17 protein-coding genes are annotated in these 18,032 nt (G+C 48.2%); 3 read left to right on the forward strand and 14 right to left on the reverse strand.

Features of this window, described 5'->3' with window-relative positions; genetic code table 11:
• The first annotated feature begins 40 nt into the window (after positions 1 to 40).
• On the forward strand, positions 41 to 1,741 hold the full coding sequence (locus KDK15_RS12475) for an ankyrin repeat domain-containing protein (protein WP_257295690.1): 1,701 nt from the start codon (positions 41 to 43) through the stop codon (positions 1,739 to 1,741).
• 505 nt (positions 1,742 to 2,246) lie between these two features.
• On the opposite strand, the gene cysM is transcribed toward KDK15_RS12475, so the two are convergent.
• The gene (gene cysM, locus KDK15_RS12480) at positions 2,247 to 3,137 is read right to left on the reverse strand and encodes a cysteine synthase CysM (protein WP_306800336.1); all 891 of its coding nucleotides are present in this window, start codon (positions 3,135 to 3,137) and stop codon (positions 2,247 to 2,249) included.
• Positions 3,138 to 3,206: 69 nt separating this feature from the next.
• On the opposite strand from cysM, the gene KDK15_RS12485 reads away from it, so the two are divergent.
• Positions 3,207 to 4,013 (forward strand): Hpt domain-containing protein, encoded by an 807-nt coding sequence (locus tag KDK15_RS12485; protein ID WP_257295693.1) that lies wholly within the window; start codon positions 3,207 to 3,209, stop codon positions 4,011 to 4,013.
• Positions 4,014 to 4,112: 99 nt separating this feature from the next.
• Here the strand turns inward: KDK15_RS12485 and acpS are convergent, their stop codons facing one another.
• From acpS to rpoE, 13 genes are all read right to left on the reverse strand, one after another.
• Positions 4,113 to 4,487 (reverse strand): holo-ACP synthase, encoded by a 375-nt coding sequence (gene acpS, locus KDK15_RS12490; RefSeq protein WP_257295694.1) that lies wholly within the window; start codon positions 4,485 to 4,487, stop codon positions 4,113 to 4,115.
• Positions 4,488 to 5,237 carry a pyridoxine 5'-phosphate synthase gene (pdxJ, locus tag KDK15_RS12495; protein WP_257295695.1) on the reverse strand — a complete coding sequence of 250 codons (750 nt, stop codon included), beginning with the start codon at positions 5,235 to 5,237 and terminating at the stop codon, positions 4,488 to 4,490.
• 44 nt (positions 5,238 to 5,281) lie between these two features.
• Positions 5,282 to 6,052, reverse strand: coding sequence for a DNA repair protein RecO (recO, locus tag KDK15_RS12500; protein WP_257295697.1), 771 nt, complete (start codon positions 6,050 to 6,052; stop codon positions 5,282 to 5,284).
• Positions 6,049 to 7,020 carry a GTPase Era gene (era, locus tag KDK15_RS12505; protein ID WP_257295698.1) on the reverse strand — a complete coding sequence of 324 codons (972 nt, stop codon included), beginning with the start codon at positions 7,018 to 7,020 and terminating at the stop codon, positions 6,049 to 6,051. The genes recO and era overlap by 4 nt, the downstream gene beginning before the upstream one ends.
• A 33-nt stretch (positions 7,021 to 7,053) precedes the next feature.
• Positions 7,054 to 7,734: a ribonuclease III gene (gene rnc, locus KDK15_RS12510; RefSeq protein WP_257295699.1), complete on the reverse strand. Its 681-nt coding sequence runs from the start codon at positions 7,732 to 7,734 to the stop codon at positions 7,054 to 7,056.
• A gap of 2 nt (positions 7,735 to 7,736) precedes the next feature.
• The gene (locus tag KDK15_RS12515) at positions 7,737 to 8,063 is read right to left on the reverse strand and encodes a DUF4845 domain-containing protein (RefSeq protein ID WP_257295700.1); all 327 of its coding nucleotides are present in this window, start codon (positions 8,061 to 8,063) and stop codon (positions 7,737 to 7,739) included.
• 70 nt (positions 8,064 to 8,133) lie between these two features.
• The gene (lepB, locus tag KDK15_RS12520; protein ID WP_257295701.1) at positions 8,134 to 8,943 is read right to left on the reverse strand and encodes a signal peptidase I; all 810 of its coding nucleotides are present in this window, start codon (positions 8,941 to 8,943) and stop codon (positions 8,134 to 8,136) included.
• A gap of 153 nt (positions 8,944 to 9,096) precedes the next feature.
• A complete protein-coding gene (gene lepA / locus KDK15_RS12525) occupies positions 9,097 to 10,896 on the reverse strand; it encodes a translation elongation factor 4 (RefSeq protein WP_257295702.1) in 1,800 nt (599 codons plus the stop codon).
• 252 nt (positions 10,897 to 11,148) lie between these two features.
• Positions 11,149 to 12,591: a DegQ family serine endoprotease gene (locus tag KDK15_RS12530; protein ID WP_257295703.1), complete on the reverse strand. Its 1,443-nt coding sequence runs from the start codon at positions 12,589 to 12,591 to the stop codon at positions 11,149 to 11,151.
• A gap of 152 nt (positions 12,592 to 12,743) precedes the next feature.
• On the reverse strand, positions 12,744 to 13,232 hold the full coding sequence (locus KDK15_RS12535) for a SoxR reducing system RseC family protein (RefSeq protein ID WP_257295704.1): 489 nt from the start codon (positions 13,230 to 13,232) through the stop codon (positions 12,744 to 12,746).
• 86 nt (positions 13,233 to 13,318) lie between these two features.
• Positions 13,319 to 14,344 carry a MucB/RseB C-terminal domain-containing protein gene (locus tag KDK15_RS12540; RefSeq protein WP_257295706.1) on the reverse strand — a complete coding sequence of 342 codons (1,026 nt, stop codon included), beginning with the start codon at positions 14,342 to 14,344 and terminating at the stop codon, positions 13,319 to 13,321.
• Complete coding sequence (locus KDK15_RS12545) at positions 14,331 to 15,056, reverse strand: sigma-E factor negative regulatory protein (protein WP_257295707.1); 726 nt, start codon at positions 15,054 to 15,056, stop codon at positions 14,331 to 14,333. The genes KDK15_RS12540 and KDK15_RS12545 overlap by 14 nt, the downstream gene beginning before the upstream one ends.
• 38 nt (positions 15,057 to 15,094) lie before the next feature.
• Complete coding sequence (gene rpoE / locus KDK15_RS12550; protein ID WP_066013235.1) at positions 15,095 to 15,682, reverse strand: RNA polymerase sigma factor RpoE; 588 nt, start codon at positions 15,680 to 15,682, stop codon at positions 15,095 to 15,097.
• Positions 15,683 to 16,262: 580 nt separating this feature from the next.
• On the opposite strand from rpoE, the gene nadB reads away from it, so the two are divergent.
• Complete coding sequence (nadB, locus tag KDK15_RS12555; RefSeq protein WP_257295708.1) at positions 16,263 to 17,888, forward strand: L-aspartate oxidase; 1,626 nt, start codon at positions 16,263 to 16,265, stop codon at positions 17,886 to 17,888.
• Positions 17,889 to 18,032 lie beyond the last annotated feature (144 nt).

Consider the following 18,032-nt stretch of genomic DNA (forward strand, 5'->3'; position numbering starts at 1 on the left):
GGCGTACAAGATTAGGCCTTTGTGCGGTGGGTGGGGCTTAATGTCTACCTTAAGAGCCGGTTATATACTCAATACTGAAATCCATGACACTAAAGATACTAAAGACACTGAGGACACTAAAGAAAAAGACAACTTTCAAACAATTTGTGATTATATCATTTTGTTTATAGAGAATTATCAGAAAGGAAATATAAATATAAAGGATCGGAAAGCCCTGAAATCCTTGCTTGACTCGGACCTACTTGAAAAGGGAAAGGAGGCTTACTCAGCTTTAAAAAAACTGTTCCGTACGAAACCCAATTTTAATTCGCCTCAAGCTGATGGCAAAACGCCTCTGCACCTGGCAGCCGAGAACGGTCATCGTGACTGTCTGAATTGGCTACTTCTTAAGGGAGCTAAGATTCAACCTGCCAATGACAGAACAATACCTCTGCACTTGGCAGCCATGGGAGCCGAGAAGGGACATCTGGATTGCCTGCGATATCTGGTTAAGTTTGGATCGGATGTTGATGTTAATGCGACCAATAAGAATGGCGAAACAGCGCTGCATATGGCTGCTAAAAACGGCTGCACAAAGAACGTCAAGGCGTTATTGTACGTTAACGGCATTAATGTCAAACAAAAGAATAAATATGGCCGAACAGCTCTCCACGAAGCTGCCGCTTTTGGCCACACCAAGGCCATCCAGATATTGCTAAACTTTGACCCCTCACTGGCCAAAGAGAAGGATAACAATGGCCTAGAGGCTCTCGAATTGGCTGAAAAGTGTCACCTCGAAGAGGCCATCCAGATATTGAAGAACTTTGTCCCCAATAGGCCTCTTGGCCAACCGGCTCTCCACACAGCTGCTAGCCAAGGCGACATAGAGGACATCCAGAAATTGCTGGAGAATGACAGCTCCCTAGCCAAAGAGAAGGATAAGTGGGGCGAAACGGCTCTCCACGACGCTGCTGATAATGGCCAAACAGAGGCCATCCAGAAATTGCTGGAGATTGACGGCTCCCTGGCCAAAGAGAAGGATAAGTGGGGCGAAACGGCTCTCCACGCAGCTGCTGAAAACGGCCAAACAAAGGCCATCCAGAAATTGCTGACCATGGCCCCCTTACTGCTCGAAGTGAAGGATAACTGTGGCAAAACGGCTCTCCATGCAGCTGCTGAAAACGGCCACACTGAAGCCATCCAGCAATTGCTGACCAAAGCCCCCTTTCTGGCCGAAGTTAAGGATAATTGTGGCGAAACGGCTCTCCACGTAGCTGCTGAAAACGGCCAAACTGAAGCCATCCAGCAATTGCTGACCGAAGCCCCCTTTCTGGCCGAAGTGAAGGATAACTTTGGCGAAACGGCTCTCCACGTAGCTGTTGAAAACGGCCACACTGAAGCCATCGAGCGATTGCTGACCAAAGCCCCCTTTCTGGACAAAGAGAAGGATAAGTGGGGCCAAACGGCTCTTCACGCAGCTGCTCGTCTAGGCCAAACAGAGGCCATCCAGAAATTGCTGAAGATGATTGACCGCTCCTTGGTCAAAGGGAAGGATATCTTGGGCGAAACGGCTCTCCACAAAGCAGCTCGTCAAGGCCAAACAAAGGCCATCCAGACATTGCTGAACTTTGAACCCTCACTGGCCAAAGAGGTGAATAATTATGGCAATAGGGCTCTCTACTTCGCTAACAGGTTTGGCCACACAGAGTGCAAGAAACTTCTTGAAGGCTATGGAGCCCCAACGGACTGCCTTCTACAGTGAGCGATAAAATTGCGCGAAGAACCGATTCCTGATTATTTCAAACCTCCACCTCATACTGCGCCAAACTGGGCGCTGTACCTTTTATCTCACCATCCAGAATAAACGCCTTCTCACCAACGTTTACAGACTCTCCCTTAACCGTAATAACCGAACCATCCCGAAGCTTTGCCTGAGGCTTAAACTGGAATCTAAAAATGAAGATGACGCCGCTGCTCTTTCGCTGCAGCCAGGAGGCTGTCCGAGAATTTCACACGTATGTGTTGTGCTTAAAAAGTCAGAATCAGAGTTTTCTGTTTATGATCCAAGTGTTTCACTACCGATAAAAACAGAAAATCCCAAATTATGCATTGATCAACTGTTAAAACTAGCTGAAGGGCAAAGAAAAAAGTTTTTTTGTTTACCAAGGCTGTTCCGAAAAATTAACTGGCTACCATGCAAACCCTGAGTTGTATCTTTACACATGGAAGTTTCAATCATTTTTAAAAGAAACTACTTAACGATTTTCCTATGGCTGAAATACGCCCGTTGAAAGATAACGATCACCACGGTCACAGATAATCGCAACAATGGTGGCATGCTCTACGCTTTTTGACAGTCTCAGGGCTGCCGCAACGGCTCCCCCTGAAGAAACGCCGCAGAATATGCCTTCTTCCCGGGCCAGCTGCCTCATGCATTCTTCAGCTTCTGTCTGACCAATATCCATCACGTCATCAATGGCGGAACGGTCAAAAATCGCAGGCAGGTATTCGGGACTCCAACGACGGATACCCGGTATCTGAGCCCCCTGTTCCGGTTGCAGGCCAACAATCTGAATGGCAGGGTTCTTCGTTTTCAGGTAACGGGAGGTCCCCATTATCGTCCCGGTGGTACCCATGGAGCTGATAAAATGCGTGACCGTACCCTGGGTCTGCTGCCAGATTTCAGGCCCGGTCGTCCCATAATGCGCCAGGGGATTATCCGGATTGGCAAACTGGTTAAGCACCTTGCCCAGGCCCTGTTGCTGCATTTCCAACGCTTTATCCCGGGCACCTTCCATGCCATCACTGACCAGAATCAGTTCTGCCCCATAAGCACTCATTGCTGCACGACGCTCGGCGCTCATATTGTCCGGCATAATGAGCATCATTCGATAACCGCGAACGGCGGCTGCCATGGCAAGCGCTATTCCCGTATTGCCACTGGTGGCCTCAATTAATGTATCCCCCGGGCTGATGGCATTTCGGCTTTCTGCCTCGGCGATCATGGACAGGGCCGGGCGATCTTTTACTGAACCGGCCGGATTTTGTCCTTCCAGCTTGAGTAGTATGGTATTTGAGCTTTTCCCCTGCATACGTTGCAGACGAACCAGAGGGGTATTGCCAATAATCGACTCTATTGTCGGATATTCCATGGACATATAACTTACGTAGACTTTATTATTCCGGCAATAATACAGAACAAAAGCCAAACAGGGAAAGGCAGTACCATGAAACAGCACCTTACGGCATTGCGCCAACAGATACTTCTGCTTGCTTTTCTACCCGGCATTGTCGTTTCCCTGCTGATGGGCGGTGTCTATCTGATTAAGCGGTATAACGAACTGGACAACCAGCTCATGGCCAAGGCATTGACTCAGTCTGAACAGCAAGCAGCCGTAGCCTCACTACTGCTGAATAAAACCCGCCACGAAGATCTGCAAACCCTGATCAGCCTGCTGCTCAACGATAGGGATATTCGTGCGCAATGGTTGTTGAATGCCATTCTTGATTTTTCCCGTATGGAAGCCGGAAAACTTGAGCTGGATCCGCAACCCATCTGCCTTCGGGAGATCGTTGAAGATGTTTTGACTTTTATGACACCTGCCGCTTATGGCAAATCGTTGGAAATTGTCCACTTTATCTACGACGATGTTCCTGAACATATCATTATTGATGGGCTGCGGTTGAAGCAGATCCTGACCAATCTGATCAGCAACGCCATTAAATTTACCAGTTATGGTTCCGTTGCTGTGAAAGATGGACTTGATGACGACCTTGTGACACTCAGAGATGGCTGGGCTGCGAACAATTATTCGGCTGTACTGGAACGGGTACACCGATTACACGGCGACTGTCGTTACTGTGGAGTGCCTGAACTGGAACGAATTTGCAACCGGCTGGAAACACGGCTGAAGAAATACAATACCCTGAACCATGATAAAATCACCGAAGACTTTCAATTATTGCTACAGTCCATCACCCGTCTCAATAAGTGGGAAATAAAGAGTCTGGATAAGACTGAGTCAGAAGCATGATATCCATTAAACGTTCCCAACCGTTTATGAGGATAGTGAGTCAGGCAGACAAGGTGACGCGCCGAGTCATGGCTATTGCGATGAGCAAAAGAGCTGATGTCAGCTCTCCAGTACTACAAAGGCAATCGCATTATCCTGCTCATCAGAAAGACTGAGGTGTAGCCGTTTAACCCCTCTTTGATGCTGCAGTTCAAGGCCATAATCGTATAAAAACAACTCAGGAGCACCTGAAGTATTATTTCTTACCTCTATGTGCTGGAATGAAAGCTTTCCAATTCCTGTCCCAAACGCTTTGGCAACGGCCTCTTTCGCCGCAAAGCGCTTGGCCAACCAGGCCGATGAGGATGAACGTTTCTGCCATTGCGACAGCTCATGGTCAGTGAGGATTCTTCTGGCAAACGCCTCACCCAGCCGACTGAGTGAGCGCTCTACCCGATCGATACGTACAATATCTGTACCTATACCGACAATCACTTAAAACGCTTTCCGTGCAGCTGCCAGCATAAGCGCTTTGATGTCACGCACCGCTGGTTTCAACCCCGTAAACAGGGCACGGGCTATGATCGAGTGACCAATATTCAGCTCATTGATACCGGCAATCAGCGCTACAGGCTCAACATTCTGATAATTAAGGCCATGGCCGGCATTGACGATCAGCCCCTGTTCCAGACCAAACACAACCGCATTTCTAAGACGGTCAAGCTCATCCTGAATTGCTTTAGCGGTCGAAGCTTCAGCGTAAGCACCGGTATGCAGTTCAATAGCAGGCGCTCCTGCCCTGACAGCGGCCTCAATCTGATCCATATCAGGATCAATAAACAGGGAGACTTCAATACCCTGTTTTCCAAGGCGATCACAGGCGGGAGCCACACTGTCAAAAAGGCCTTTCACATCCAGCCCGCCTTCAGTGGTTACTTCCTCCCGCTTCTCCGGAACCATGCAGACATGTTCTGGTTTGAGCTTTTCAGCAATGCCAACCATTTCATCGGTCACTGCCATCTCAAGATTCATTCGTGTCTGTAAGACATCACGAATGCGGTATACGTCATGATCCTGAATATGTCGGCGGTCTTCGCGCAGGTGCAGTGTGATGCCATCAGCCCCGGCCTCTTCAGCTTCAATTGCCGCCTGAACCGGATCAGGGTAGCGAATCCCCCGGGCCTGTCTGATGGTTGCAATATGATCAATGTTGACACCCAGCAAAATACGCTGATGAGGAATCATGAATACACCTGGTGTAGAAAATGGCGCATTGAATTGTGCGACCGTTATCGGGATCTGGAGAGTGCGCCATTTTCTACTAATGGCCTCTCCGGTGGTGATTGAGATTTTCTGTCAGTAAACAGCATTCGGCTTTGCATAGGCCTATCTCCGATAAGCGGTTTCATGGCCTGCCTGGTAAACCGCTTGAAACCCGGATAGAAATCAGCATTGGTGAAATCTCTGGCAGAGAGGGCTTTAAGCAACGATGCAGTGTAGCAATACGGTCTCTCATGGTGACCTATTTGCCCATTGGCCGGTACCAGCCCATGCTCAGGTTCAAAGCGGTAAACCATGCCTTCTTTCAAAGGCGCACCACTGACTGCATCCCAGTCAAGCGGTGGGGCATAGCCGCAGAGTTCCAGCAAATCCAGTTCAAATGATCGAAGCAACGGCTCAAGAGGGGCGTTCTGATTAAGATGGGCCAATGTTTCCCGGTATAAATCCGTCACGCCATCCACCGGCTGCCACGGTATCATTGATCTCATCAGCAACTCATTGGCATAGAACCCACAATAAAGCCGTTCACCGGTAAGAAAGGTAAAGCGATCAAGCTCCAGGTCAACCAGGGTTTTCAGCTCACCTCGGCCTTTCCAGCGCACCAGTACCTGATGAAAAGGCTGTAACAGTGAAGCCAGCCGGGACTTCGACTGCCGCACTCCCCGAACCACCATGGCCACACGGCCATGACCTTCCACTAAAAACTCAGCAATGACTGAGCGCTCTTTATAAGAGCGCCGATGCAGCAACCAGGCTTTGTGAAATTCATTGCCAATCACAGGTTGTGATCATACCCCAGACTTTTCAGGGCACGCTCATCGTCAGACCAGCCTGCCTTGACCTTAACCCATAGGTTCAGCATGACTTTTGAGTCGAACAGATGCTCCATATCTTTGCGGGCCTCCTGTCCGATTTTCTTCAGTCGTGCTCCCCGGTCACCAATAACAATGGCTTTCTGGCCCGCTCTCTCCACAAGAATCAAGGCACTGATGGTCAACAGTGGACCTTTCGGCCGCAACTCATGCTTGAACTCTTCAATCTCCACCGTCACTTCATAAGGCAACTCATCACCAAGCTGACGCATGACCTTCTCCCGCACCAGTTCAGCGGCAAGAAAGCGGGAACTCCTGTCCGTCAGCTGATCTTCAGGAAAATGATGGACGCCTTCCGGAATCAGCCGGGTAATCATTTCATCCAGCTGCTTCAGGTTATGACCGTGCTGGGCAGAGATGGGCACCACCCCATGAAAATCCATTCTTGCCGACAGAGACTCAAGGTGCGGGATCAATTGGGCCTTATCCGTGATCTTGTCCACTTTATTAACCGCAAGAATGACCGGACAGCGGGCGCCGTTTACCTTGTCAAGGACCATCTGATCTTCTTCATTCCAGGTAAGGCGGTCAACCACAAAAACAATGGCATCAATACCTGCCAGGGCACTGCTGGCCGCTTTGTTCATATAGCGGTTGATGGCTTTTTTCTGCACCTTGTGCATGCCCGGCGTATCAACATAGACCGTCTGAACCCCCTGCTCCGTCTTGATACCAAGCACCTGGTGACGGGTAGTCTGAGGTCGGCGGGAGGTAATGGAAAGCTTCTGCCCAAGAAGATGATTCAACAGGGTAGATTTGCCAACATTGGGTCTGCCGACAATGGCTACGTAGCCACAGCGGTTGAGTTCCGCAGCGGGATCGGAAAGGCTGAATTCATGAGCAGTGGGCTCTTCACGATTTACATCAGATGTCATCTGTTTTCTGCTCTCTATACGCTCAATGTGCTCTTAATGATCAACGCCAAGCAACTTCAATGCATTGCGAGCCGCCTGCTGTTCGGCACCACGACGACTCGACCCTTCCCCCTTTGACGGCTCATCCAGACATTCCAGTTCGCAAATCACTGAAAAGTGCTGGTCATGAGCTTCCCCTTGAATATCTGTCACTTGATATTTTGGCAGTGACTGCTGCCGCGCCTGCAGATATTCCTGCAAGCGGGTCTTTGGGTCTTTATTCTGCTCATCCGACGTGGTCAGTTTATCCAAACGAGTGGTAAACCAGGTGCGAATTCGCTGGTGGCAAACAGCCATCCCGGCATCAAGGTAAATCGCACCAATAATGGCCTCAACCGCATCCGCAAGGATGGACTCCCGCCTGAAGCCACCACTTTTCAGCTCACCGGAGCCAAGACGAAGAAAGTCGCCCAGCTCAAACTCCCGGCCAAGCTCAGCCAGCGTTACACCGCGAACCATTCGAGCCCTCAAACGACTCAACTGCCCTTCTTTGGCATCGGGAAAACGTTCATAGAGCGCTTCAGCAATAACAAAGTTGACAATCGAATCGCCAAGGAACTCCAATCGCTCATTGTTACGACTGCCAAAGCTGCGATGGGTGAGCGCCAGCGCCAACAGGCTCTGATTGGAAAATTCATGCCCTAACTTTTTCTGCAGTCGGGCAAGTTCAAGCATTTTCACTGAGTTCCAGCTTTCCAGTTATGTTCAAACATTAATACAAGATCAATGTTATGAAAAAAATGAATCCGTCGCTCGTAGTCAATATCTACAGCAACAACACCGTTTTCGCGGGTTACCTTAACCTCATTGCGATCAAGCTTAACCAGGTTTAACTGCAGACCTTTATTAATCCAGGTTCTCACCTGGGTAACGGATGCAGTGGCAGAGCCTGGCCGATCAGTTAATAAGGACACCACCTGCTTCACAGAGTGGTCATCCAGATAAAACGGCACAACCTTAACCGCAAAAGACAACAATAGTCCACCAATTAACAGGTAAAACAAGCAACTGACTGCTCCACTTGCCACGCTGACGACGCTTCATACCATACATAAGATTCTCTCCTTAGACAGCTTACTCAATCACCCCGTTGTTTTTAAAGCCGGGCAGTTGAGTCCAGCTGGGCCAGTGCATCCAGATGTAAACCGCCTTACCAACAATATTCTGTTCAGGAACAAAGCCCCAATACCGACTGTCATTGCTTCGGTCACGGTTATCCCCCATGACGAAGTACATACTGTCAGGCACAACCCACTCACCTTCAGCCCGGAAATCATTACTGGTCAGTTCTTTTCTAATCTGGTAGCGCTTGCCTTCGCCTCCTTCCTTGTAGAGACGATAAATGGATCGGGCATCACTGAGCTGTGCCACAAACTCTTCAGGAACCGCCCGCCCGTTCACCGTCAGCCGCTTGCCCATATATCGCACAACATCGCCAGGTAAACCGGTAACACGCTTGATAAAGTTGATATTTTCCTTACCTGGCTGTTTAAACACCATCACATCACCACGATCAGGCTCACCGATGGAAAGCACCTTGTTACCTGTCACTGGCAAACGCAAACCATAGCTGTATTTATTGACCAGAATAAAGTCACCCACTTCCAGGGTCGGAATCATGGAGCCAGACGGAATTTGAAAAGGTTCGAACAAAAAGGATCGAATCACCAGAACAAACAGTAAAACCGGGAAGATAGACTTGGAGGTCTCAACAACAGCCGGTTCCCTGGCCAGTTTCTCAAGGGCGTCATCATCTCCTCCCTCGGCTCCGAGCCTGGCAACAGCAGCCTTTCGCTTTGGTAACAGAAAGAGTCGGTCAATAAGTGCGATGATACCTGTAACAACAACCGACAGTACCAATAGCAGTGGAAAGTTAAAATCCATGGCTGTTTTTCTCTAAACCTGTTTTATCAGACCTGAACAATTCGGTAAAACTGTATTAACAACATCCAAATTGAGAGTTTCACGGTACATGATAAGCTGGCAGCCCAGCTCATCGTGTTAACCAAAAGTAGGTTATATATAATCAATGGTGAATTATTTGTCGACCTTTAGAACTGCCAGGAAAGCCTCCTGGGGAATTTCCACACGCCCAACCTGCTTCATCCGTTTTTTACCGGCCTTCTGTTTTTCCAGTAGTTTACGCTTACGACTCACGTCACCACCATAACATTTCGCAGTAACGTTCTTTCTGAGCGCTTTTACCGTTGTCCGGGCAATAATCTGCCCACCGATGGCCGCCTGAATGGCAACATCAAACATCTGACGATGAATGATCTCTTTCATTTTTTCCGTCAGAACCCGTCCACGGGAAACGGCGTGATCCTTGTGCACAATAACCGCCAGTGCATCGACTTTTTCACCATTGATCAGAATGTCCACCCGGACCATTTTAGCGGTTTCAAAACGATCAAAAGCGTAGTCCAGAGAGGCAAAGCCCCTGCTCACCGATTTCAGTCGGTCAAAGAAATCCAGAACCACCTCGTTCATCGGAATATCGTAGGTCAGCGAGACCTGACCACCGGTGAACTGCATATCTTTCTGTACGCCACGCTTCTCAACACAGAGAGAAATCACATTACCAAGATATTCCTGGGGCACCAGAATATTGGCCCGGGAGATGGGCTCGCGAATTTCATCAATACCCGCAGGGTCAGGCAATCTGGAAGGGTTATCAACTTCAACCACACTGCCATTTTTCATATGACACTGATAGATTACCGTGGGTGCTGTGGTAATCAGATCCAGGTCATATTCCCGCTCAAGTCGCTCCTGAATGATTTCCATATGCAGCATGCCCAGGAAGCCACAGCGGAAACCAAAGCCCAGCGCATCACTGCTTTCCGGCTCGTAAAACAGGGAAGCATCATTCAGACTCAATTTTTCCAGCGCCTCACGAAAATCTTCAAAGTCATCCGCACTGACCGGGAACAAGCCTGCATAGACCTGCGGCTTAACATGCTTAAAGCCCGGCAGCGCCTCAACATCCTGAGTTTTCAGATGAGTCAGGGTGTCACCGACGGGAGCACCGTGGATATCCTTGATACCGGCAACCACATAACCAACCTCACCGGCTTTAAGAACCCCGGTGGGCGTCCGCTTTGGTGTAAAAATACCGACATTATCCACAACATGAGACTGTTTGGTGGATTTAACGATAATCTTTTCTCCCTTGCGCAACGTACCATTTTTAACCCGCACAAGAGAAACCACACCCAGATAGTTATCGAACCAGGAATCGATGATCAGCGCCTGCAGTGGCCCATTAATATCACCTTCAGGGGCAGGAATGGTGGACACAAGTCGCTCAAGGACATCGTCAATGCCCAAACCACTCTTGGCAGAGCAGCGAACGGCGTCGGTTGCGTCAATACCGATAATTTCTTCAATTTCCTGAGAGACCCGGTCAGGCTCTGCCTGGGGCAGATCCATTTTATTAAGCACCGGCATAACTTCCAGCCCCTGCTCTATCGCGGTGTAGCAGTTAGCAACGGATTGCGCCTCGACACCCTGTGCCGCATCCACTACCAGAAGAGCACCTTCACAGGCAGCCAGAGAACGTGAAACTTCATAGGAAAAGTCAACATGCCCTGGTGTATCGATAAAATTCAGCTGATAGGTATTACCATCTTTTGCATGATAATCCAGCGTCACACTCTGGGCCTTGATGGTGATTCCACGTTCGCGCTCAAGCTCCATGGAATCAAGCACCTGGGCCTGCATTTCACGATCACTGAGTCCGCCGCAGGTTTGGATAAAACGGTCAGCCAGGGTCGATTTCCCATGGTCAATATGGGCAATGATGGAAAAGTTCCTGATTAAGCTTAGGTCGCTCACGATAGCATCTACTGTAAAAACGTCACAAAAAGCGATCCCCGCAATCGCGGGGACCGTCTTTAATTAGGAAGTTGACCTGCAGATCAAACTGACTTACCGGCTGTTAAACAGCGAGGCTTGCTTCTATTCATGCCTGTGGCTACAGCTCCGTCAGCGATTAAAACATGTCTGACCGGCATAAATGATTCCATAATATTCTATAACATGTCGGCACAGTACTCCATGGTCATATACCGTGCTATCCAAATTTGATCACTCCTGTAACCGGAAGGTGATGTAACCCGGATTCCCACCGCGAATAACCCGCATCGAAATCGAACGATTCCTGGGCAGTTTGCCAACTACTTTTTTGAATTCTGTTACCGTCGTCACACTACTATTGTTCAGGTCTGTGATAATATCACCCTGTCGCAACCCAATAGAACGACCAGCCCCCCGGCTAACTCCGATCACTACCAGCCCCTGAATATCCTCATCCAGGCGCAGTTTACTGCGATAATTCTCATCAAGCTCAGCTACCTGAACACCTAAAGGATTTTTATCGGAAGGCGCCTTATCTCCCTTATGTTCAGAAGCACCACTGTTTTCATCCGGCAGCTCACCCACTTCAACATCTACGGTCTTGCGCTTGCCATTACGGATGTATTCAAGCCTGACTTTTTCACCCGGTTTTATCACACCCACCGACATTGGCAACACGCCTGAGCTGCTGATAACTCTTTCATTAAACCTGACAATAATGTCGCCGGGATGGAGCTTTGCCTTATCAGCAGGACCACCGGGAACTACCTGACTGATCAGAGCCCCCATAGGTTTTTCCAGGCCAAATGATTCTGCAAGATCCCGATCCACATCCTGAATGGCAACACCCAGCCATCCCCGGGTTACATACCCCTTCTCTTTCAGTTGATCAACAGCCCACATAACATGATCAACAGGTATGGCAAATGACAGCCCCATAAAACCGCCAGAGCGGGTAAAAATCTGGGAATTAATTCCGATTACTTCGCCATCCATGTTAAACAGCGGACCACCGGAGTTACCCGGGTTGATAGGAACATCGGTTTGAATAAACGGAACATATGAATCGCTGGGAAGGCTTCTATTCAGAGCGCTGATAATGCCTTTGGTAATCGAGTATTCAAAATTAAACGGAGACCCAATCGCTGCCACCCATTGACCAGACTTCACACTCTCAGAATCACCAAGTTTAACGACGGGCAGACTCCGGTCATTGTTAATTTTTAACAGTGCCAGGTCCGAACGCTTATCTGCGCCAATCAGTTTGGCAGAACGTTCACTCCTATCACTGAGTCTGACAATAATCTGATCAGCACCCTCGATAACATGATTATTGGTCAGAATGTAACCGTCTGACGAGATAATAAAACCAGAACCAAGAGACATGGGCTGAGAACGTCCGGAAGGGCTTTCATCAGGCAGCGGTATACCAAAGTAACGGCGGAAAATTTCAGGAATCTCCTCCCCACCTGGCCCATATATTGACGGTCTCGCTTTTGGCGTGGCCAGGGTACTGATATTCACTACCGCTGGAGACGCACGTTCAAACAATGCCGCAAAATCTGGTAAGCCAGAATCCCTGACTGAAGCATTTGCCAGTGTTGCATAAAACAAAAGCAGGGAAAACCCAACGCTATAAAGTGACTTTTTGCAGAGAAAAAACACCCTACTCATATTATGTTTTCTCCAGTATTCGACTATTGAAAAGATTCACCGCAGCCATATACTCCTGCGATATTGTTTTATAATTACTTGTTAAATGACCGAACCAGCAGCATCAGATTAGCGATGCAGACTTGCTTACTATCAGATATAAAGTAAGAAAATCAATCTTGCCCGGAAGAAAGCTTTCGCCCGAAGGTGCCGCCTGATAAAGACAAATTGTCAGAGGGTAATACCTTTACCACATCAACACGGCACATATCAGCTGATCTCTTCCCAAATAACCTTACTGCACCAAAACCACATGCCAGGAGCAAGCCAGCTGAAATAAGCAGCAACCAATCTGTGCCCCCCATTACAGAAGACAACCAGATGCCAGCCATCATGAGTAGAAGCGGGAAGAGATAAATCAGAAAAGAAGCCTTTAGCAACGAGTCTTCCGGTATACCAACCACAACCATGTCACCCTTTTTCACTACCCAGGGACAAAGTGCTTTGATATATGAAAAGGATGAGCTGGCCCTGTACTGTTCGGAGAGATGCTGCCCACAACCATTTCGGGCAATGCAGCTTGAACAACCGGATTGCCTGATTGTTTCAACCCAGACAAAATCACACTGAACAGCCAGAACTCGTCCCTGCTCTTCTATCATATTCCTGAAAACCTGATATGAATCGGTAACGAAATAATAAAAAAAAAACCAGCCTTCAAGTCCAGCAAACTTACTTGATCATTACATCAATGCTTTATTTTTACCGGACGCACAGATACGGCTACCCTCTCTGCTGTACCCAGAGGAATATCACCAACAACCGTCACATGGAAGTACTGATTACCCTCCCGATAAATCTTTGAAACCGCCGAAAGAGCACCGATTTGTTCAGAAGCCTGACTTAGAACCTTAGTATCATCCTGCTCAACAAAAACAGAGAAAGTGGCAATTCCATCCGAAAAAATCAAAGCATCTACATCGTGCTTACTAACCGGAGAAGGACGGATAGTGCTATTTTCCAACACAAAGCCAGCAGGCAGCCATCCCGTTTCCCATTCCGGGAGCACACCAGGTTTCTCTGAGCGTTCTTTGACTGAATTGCTTCTTATCTGAATAGTTTCATCAACACTGGAGGGTTTGCGGTCCAGGAGCGCCCAAACATCATCTGTCAGCTGACCGATGCTCAAAGAAGTGAACTGCAGTCGCTCAATGATTTTACCCTGATCATCAACCAGGACTGATTTTAGCAACAATGAGGATTCTTGATCGAGCCATAACTGATAGCCATAACGGAAACGATCTTTCGGCAGCACAAGCAACAGGACTGCCTCGCGACCAGCAACGCGGTCAATACCTACAATTTTCAAGTCATAGAAACTTTCAGACACTCCAGACTGGAACTTGTTCATTACAGGCATCAATGAGCCATGCTGAAACTTCGTCACCCCTTCGTTATAACTGGAAAAGAAAAGTTCATTTCCGGAGCGAATGACTTCCCGGGGAGCGCCATCAAGATAGAAAATACGTTCTTTTTCAGATATATTCTTATCTTCAGCTTGATGAATAACACTTAACGTCTGAAGCTGCGCTCCCTGCTGATAAACAAACTCTCCCTGAAAACTCAGCCTTTTGGCGGAAGCTGCCATTCTTTCAAGCAGGTAACCAGCATCGGATAACGTTTCTGCAGACAAAAGACCACTGATAAAAAAACAAAGAATCAGCAGCTTTCTGGTAATCCATTGCATCTGTTTCATAAATTTATTGGTTGTCAAAACTGGTCAATCTGGCAAATGACAAAATACTCTGGCCACTTCCCATTGCAGAAAGCTCTGCATGCTGAAGCGCATAGGCATGAAAGCGTTCCCTGGTTGCTCTGTCAGCAAGGCTATGCGCATAAGCAAGTTGCTCAGGCGTAATAGCGTCATGCTGCCTTGAGTTATATCCGGCACGAATACCCAATGCACCATAATCGTTATGGCCTGTTTGTGCCAGCTGAACTGGCTGAGTAAGGGTAACTGGTTCATTTTCAGCCAGAACCTGCAAATCAGGGGACGGATTACTGTTTCTAACCCCGATAACAACGGCAAACGCCACTGAGGCTGCAACAGCAACCTTACCCAGAGAGGCCCATACATCCTCGAAAAAGCGACCTGACACGGGTCTAATCGCAGAAGCACCTTCTGCTCCAGAGGCGTTCTGCGAATCGGTGATATCGACTTCCTCCTGTTCTATGGCATTCATCACGCCCCTGGAAATATCGACATTGGCAAATTTACTGTTATTTCCACGCAGCGCCTCACCAATCAGCTGATAGCGACCCGCAAGTGCCCGAAGGCCATCGTCTCTGCCTATGCTATCAATCACACGACGCAATTCCAGTTCACTGGCCTGCCCATCCAGAGAAACTGATAAAGATTCTTTCAGATGTTCTCTGGCACTGTTTTGAGAACCCTTTTCACTCATAGACAAACCTCTGGCATTCATGCCGACCTTCTTTCCGCCGCACATGAGTTAGAACTTATTTAACCACTTTGCCCTAATAGCGGTCTGATCTCACGATCAATGGCTTCACGAGCCCTGAAAATTCTGGACCGTACAGTACCCACCGGGCAGTCCATAACATCTGCAATTTCTTCATAGCTGAGGCCATCAAACTCTCTCAACATGACCGCAGTTCTCAGCTCATCGGGTAAACGCTGAATGACGTCATGAATAACCTGCTCAATTTCATTACAGTACAGGTTGCGCTCAGGGGTATCAACGACCCTCAAAGTTGTCGCTGTTTCCAGAAAATCAGCATCATGAACATCAATATCAGACTCTGGCAGTCTTCGCCCCTTGGATACCAGATGATTTTTGGCCGTATTGACAGCAATACGGTACAACCAGGTATAAAAGGAACTATCTCCACGAAACTTGTCCAGTGCACGGTATGCTTTTATAAAAGCCTCTTGCGTTACATCCTGGACTTCCTGGAAGTCACTGACATAACCACCAACCAACCCAAGAATGCGATGTTGATATTTTATAACCAACACATCATAAGCTCTTTTATCACCCTGCTTTACACGATCAACCAACTGCTGATCAGAATCCGGACTATCAACCATTCAGGCATCTCCACCCATGCATGGCAGGAACACCATAAAATGCACCATCGTACAATATAGGGTTTAGCTCAGCAGCAAGTATATAGACCATCAAAATGAAGAAAAGTTCCTGATATTTTCAATTTTTTACTATATAGGGTATTTGTCCACCACAACCCAGTTTATCTGAGTTTTAGAATTATATTGGAAAACCGACAGGTTATCTTTAGCACTTCAACGACACTAAAGTAACTTTCAGACATTTTATATAATGCCATGAAAATGAATATTCCAGGTACATAGCAGACCCGACTCAGTAAAATACAGAGGTCAAACAAGCATTCTCATGCCTCTTGATTCAGATCAACAGCAACCTTAACATCGACCCGAAAAATAGCCTCTTTAGCCCGATGCACATAACCAGTAACTGTCATTAATCATACTGATAAATGGCTAAGCCACTCAATAAGGAACTTATCATGTCACTTGCCAGACAGTTACAGTTCCACAGGCTAGCACATTAAACCACACCGCATTCATTTTCCTATGGATTATAGGAAGTATAAATTACTTCAGAGTGACTTGATGACCGGGGAACCTTATGCAACAGCCCTATAATTACGATGTAATCATCATTGGCTCTGGCGCAGCTGGCCTGACCACTGCACTGCAGCTGCCTGATGATGCCAGAATAGCCATTTTCAGCAAAGACTCATTGAGCGCTGGCTCAACCTATTGGGCTCAGGGAGGCGTGGCTGCCGTATTAGACCAGACCGGTGACAATATCGACCAGCATGTGAAAGATACCCTGACCGCTGGTGCAGGCCTGTGTAACGAGTCGGCTGTTCGACATATCGTTGAGAATGGCAGAGAGAGTATTGAGTGGCTGATAAGCCAGGGTGTGCCATTCACACCGGACCATGCCGTTGACCGACCCTTCGACTACCACCTGACACGGGAAGGTGGACACAGCTCCCGCAGAATCATTCATTCCGCAGATGCCACTGGCCGGGCTATTTCAGATACCTTACTGGCACAGGCAAAGTTCAAATCGAACATAGACCTTTTCGACCATCACCTGGCTATAGACCTGATCACCACCAGTAAACTGGAACAACACATTCACAACCATGAACCGCGCTGTGTTGGTGTTTATATGCTCGACCTGGCGTCAGACCAGGTTCATGCATTCAAGAGCCGTTGTACCGTTCTTGCCTCTGGAGGCGCCAGTAAAGCCTACCTTTATACCAGTAACACAGATGGTGCGTCCGGAGACGGCATTGCCATGGCCTGGCGGGCTGGCTGCCGGGTTGCCAATATGGAGTTTAATCAATTTCACCCGACCTGCCTCTACCACCCCAATGCCAAGTCGTTTCTGATTTCAGAAGCCGTTCGGGGTGAAGGCGGTCTTCTCAAGCGCGCCGATGGCAGCCGGTTCATGCCAGACTTCGACCACAAAGAAGAGCTGGCTCCCAGGGATATTGTGGCACGGGCCATTGACCATGAAATGAAGCGCCTGGGTTCAGATTGTCTTTATCTGGATATCAGCCATAAGCCTGCGGAGTTTATTCGCTCTCATTTTCCAACCATTTATGAGCGCTGCCTCAGCTATGACATCGACATCACCAGAGACCCAATCCCTATTGTTCCTGCTGCTCATTATACGTGTGGTGGAATACTGGTTGATAAAAACGGTCAAACAGACACAAAAGGCCTTTTTGCCGTTGGTGAGTGCAGTTTTACCGGCCTACATGGTGCTAATCGGCTGGCCAGCAATTCACTGCTGGAGTGCTTTGTCACTGCCAAAAGCTGCGCCCGGATCATAAGCGATACCATTCATCTATATCCACAGCCACCATCTCTACCGAACTGGGATGAAAGCCAGGTAACAGATTCCGATGAAAATGTGGTTATCTCTCACAATTGGGATGAACTTCGCCGCTTTATGTGGGATTACGTTGGTATTGTCCGCACCACAAAACGCCTGCAGAGAGCAATGAATCGCGTTGAGCTACTCCAATCTGAAATTCATGAGTTCTACAGCAATTTCAAAGTCAGCAATGACCTGATAGAGCTGCGTAACCTTGCCCAGGTATCTGAGCTGATTATTCGATGCGCCATGGCCAGGAAAGAGTCCCGCGGTTTGCACTACACGCTGGATTACCCTCATACGAATCATGTTCCCGAAGACACAATTCTGGTTCCAGAGAATTTCAGGGCCTGTTGACGTTTTGTGGATACTCAGGGTGTGAGGATATCCCCAAGTGTTACAAAGGCTCAGCATTACAGCTGAAATAAAAAGCAACGAACGCAACTAGCCCTGCTAGACTTGGCCTGTGCAGGTCTTTTGGTCGCAATAATACAGTCATTT

The organism is Endozoicomonas sp. YOMI1 (assembly GCF_024606345.1).
Taxonomy (GTDB): Bacteria; Pseudomonadota; Gammaproteobacteria; order Pseudomonadales; family Endozoicomonadaceae; genus Endozoicomonas.

Coding starts and splice junctions, on each gene's coding strand:
- pdxJ (WP_257295695.1), bottom strand. CDS start 5,237: ATGATTCCTCATCAGCGTATTTTGCTGGGTGTCAACATTGATCATATT.
- era (WP_257295698.1), bottom strand. CDS start 7,020: ATGACATCTGATGTAAATCGTGAAGAGCCCACTGCTCATGAATTCAGC.
- KDK15_RS12535 (WP_257295704.1), bottom strand. CDS start 13,232: ATGATAGAAGAGCAGGGACGAGTTCTGGCTGTTCAGTGTGATTTTGTC.
- cysM (WP_306800336.1), bottom strand. CDS start 3,137: ATGTCCATGGAATATCCGACAATAGAGTCGATTATTGGCAATACCCCT.
- KDK15_RS12545 (WP_257295707.1), bottom strand. CDS start 15,056: ATGAATGCCAGAGGTTTGTCTATGAGTGAAAAGGGTTCTCAAAACAGT.
- KDK15_RS12530 (WP_257295703.1), bottom strand. CDS start 12,591: ATGAGTAGGGTGTTTTTTCTCTGCAAAAAGTCACTTTATAGCGTTGGG.
- nadB (WP_257295708.1), top strand. CDS start 16,263: ATGCAACAGCCCTATAATTACGATGTAATCATCATTGGCTCTGGCGCA.
- KDK15_RS12475 (WP_257295690.1), top strand. CDS start 41: ATGTCTACCTTAAGAGCCGGTTATATACTCAATACTGAAATCCATGAC.
- rnc (WP_257295699.1), bottom strand. CDS start 7,734: ATGCTTGAACTTGCCCGACTGCAGAAAAAGTTAGGGCATGAATTTTCC.
- rpoE (WP_066013235.1), bottom strand. CDS start 15,682: ATGGTTGATAGTCCGGATTCTGATCAGCAGTTGGTTGATCGTGTAAAG.
- lepB (WP_257295701.1), bottom strand. CDS start 8,943: ATGGATTTTAACTTTCCACTGCTATTGGTACTGTCGGTTGTTGTTACA.
- KDK15_RS12485 (WP_257295693.1), top strand. CDS start 3,207: ATGAAACAGCACCTTACGGCATTGCGCCAACAGATACTTCTGCTTGCT.